Source organism: Inquilinus limosus MP06 (assembly GCF_000767795.1).
Classification (GTDB): Bacteria; Pseudomonadota; Alphaproteobacteria; order DSM-16000; family Inquilinaceae; genus Inquilinus; species Inquilinus limosus_E.
Genome location: NZ_JANX01000780.1, coordinates 1 through 2,259 on the forward strand (window position 1 = coordinate 1; position 2,259 = coordinate 2,259).

The window sequence follows — 2,259 nt, forward strand, 5'->3', positions numbered from 1 at the left end:
TGACCGTGGTGATCGTGCTGAAGCCGGATTTCGGCGGCACCGTCAGCTTCGGCCTGCTGCGCATGTTCGGCACGCTGGCCGGGCTGCTGGTGGCCACCGCCGTGATCTACCTGGTGGCCGACCATCCGTTGGCCCAGGCGCTGCTGCTCGCACCGCTCTATTTCGGCTTCCGCTACCTGGCGCCGGTGCATTACGGCCTGGCGGTGTCGCTGCTGACCGCCGTGGTGGTGCTGCTGCTGGGGCTGGCGGGGCAGCCGGCCGGCCACACGCTGCTGGACCGCGGCGTGGCCACCGTGCTGGGCAGCCTGCTGGCGCTGGCGGCCTACCTGCTGTGGCCGACCTGGGAGCGGGGGCGGGAGCGGCCGGTCATCGCCGCCATGCTCGACGCCTATGCCGCCTATCTGGCAGCGCTGCTGGGCATGGACACGAAAGCGCAGGCCGAGGCGCGCACGGCCGCCCGCGCCGCCCGGGTCAACGCCCAAGCCTCGGTCGAGCGGCTGCGGGTCGAGCCGGCCGATCCCGGCCAGCCGGCGCGGGCCGAGGCGATCTTCGCCAACGCCAACCGCATCCTGCGCGCCGGCATGGCGCTGGAAAGCGCGCTGCACGACCACGGCGGGACCGCCCTGGCGAAGCACGCCGCGATCGGCGCCTTCGTCCACACCCTCACCGCGGCGCTGGGTAAGCTGGCCGCCGCCCTGCGCGAGCACCGGGTCTCCGCCATCCCGTCCGACCTGCCGGCGCGGCATCGGGCGCTGGCCGAACTGCTCGACCCGGCGGCCCAGCCGGACGCGGATCAGCCCGTGATCCTGGCACTGCTGGAGGCCACCGACCGGATGGTCGACGCCATCGAGGCGCTGGCCCGGGTGATCGATGCCAGTGCGGCCGCTCCATCGCCGCAGGTGCGGCCGGCAGTGGCGTAGTCCGGCCGGACTACGCCACACTGGCGGGCCGGGACTCACCGCTCACCAGGGGAGCACCATGACGGTCAAGGGAAGCTGCCATTGCGGCGCAACGCGGTTCGAGGTGCCGGCAGCGCCGGAAACCGTGACGCGCTGCACCTGCTCCTTCTGTTCCAAGCGCGGCGCGCTGTGGGGCTATTACCCTGCCGCCGACTTCAAGCTGCTGACCGCGCGGGACCGGGTGTCGACCTATCAATTGGGCAGCTACACCATCCATCATCACCACTGCGCCATCTGCGGCTGCGGCACCTACACCGAGACGCCGGACTTCAGCACCGGCCGGCCGGATTTCAGCAACCCCAAGGTCAGCATCAACGCCCGGCTGCTCGACGATTTCGACCTCGACGCGGTGCCGGTCCAGATGATCGACGGCAAGAATCTCTGGTAGCGGCGGCGGCACGGGGCAGACGCACCATGACGGGTCGGTCCACCATCTGGATCCTGGCGGTCGCCTGCGGCGTCGTGGTGGCCAACAACTACTACAACCAGCCGCTGCTGGTGGATTTCGCCGAGACCTTCCAGGCGACCCAGCGCGAGGCCGGCAGCGCCGCGATCGTGACCCAGGCCGGCTATGCCCTCGGCATGCTGCTGTTCGTGCCGCTCGGCGACATGATCGACCGGCGCCTGTTGATCGGGGCGCTGCTGCTGGCCTCGGCCGGCGCGCTGACCGCCACCGCGCTGGCGCCGAGCCTGCCCTGGCTGATCATCGCCTGCTTCGCCGTCGGCTTCACCAGCGTGGTGCCGCAGGTGACCGTGCCCTTCGCCGCGCATCTGGCGCCGCCGCAGGAGCGCGGCCGGGCCGTCGGCACCGTGCTGGGGGCACTGCTGTGCGGCATCCTGCTGTCGCGCACCGTCGCCGGCTTCGTCGGTGCCCATTGGGGCTGGCGCGCGATGTTCTGGATCGCCGCCGGCGTGATGATCGTGCTGCTGGTGGTGCTGTCGCTGCTGCTGCCGAAGGACCCTCCGGCCTTCGAGGGTCGCTACGGCACGCTGATGGCGTCGCTCGGCCGGCTGGTCCGTGAGCAGCCGGTGCTGCGCGAGACATCGATGATCGGCGCGCTGCAGTTCGGCGCGTTCACCGCCTGCTGGACCACGCTGGCCTTTCACCTCGATGCCATGCCGGCGCATTACGGCAGCGATGTTGCCGGCCTGTTCGGCGTCATCGGCCTGGTGGCGATGGTGGTGGTGCCCGCGGTCGGCCGGCTGGCGGACAAGGGCAGCCCGCAGCGGACCGTGCTGCTCAGCAGCATCGCGGTGCTGGTCACTTATGGTCTGCTGGCGGTCATCGGCGGATCGATCT

The 2,259-nt window shown here is 71.1% G+C and carries 3 protein-coding genes; all 3 read left to right on the forward strand.

The annotated features are described in order from the left end of the window. A partial coding sequence (locus P409_RS32265; RefSeq protein WP_034848239.1) for an FUSC family protein occupies positions 1–920 on the forward strand: 920 nt, incomplete at its 5' end. Between the two features lie 58 nt (positions 921–978). Further along, positions 979–1,347, forward strand: coding sequence for a GFA family protein (locus P409_RS32270; protein WP_034848240.1), 369 nt, complete (start codon positions 979–981; stop codon positions 1,345–1,347). A 26-nt stretch (positions 1,348–1,373) separates the two neighbouring features. Then, on the forward strand, positions 1,374–2,259 hold an 886-nt coding region (locus P409_RS32275), incomplete at its 3' end, for an MFS transporter (protein WP_034848241.1).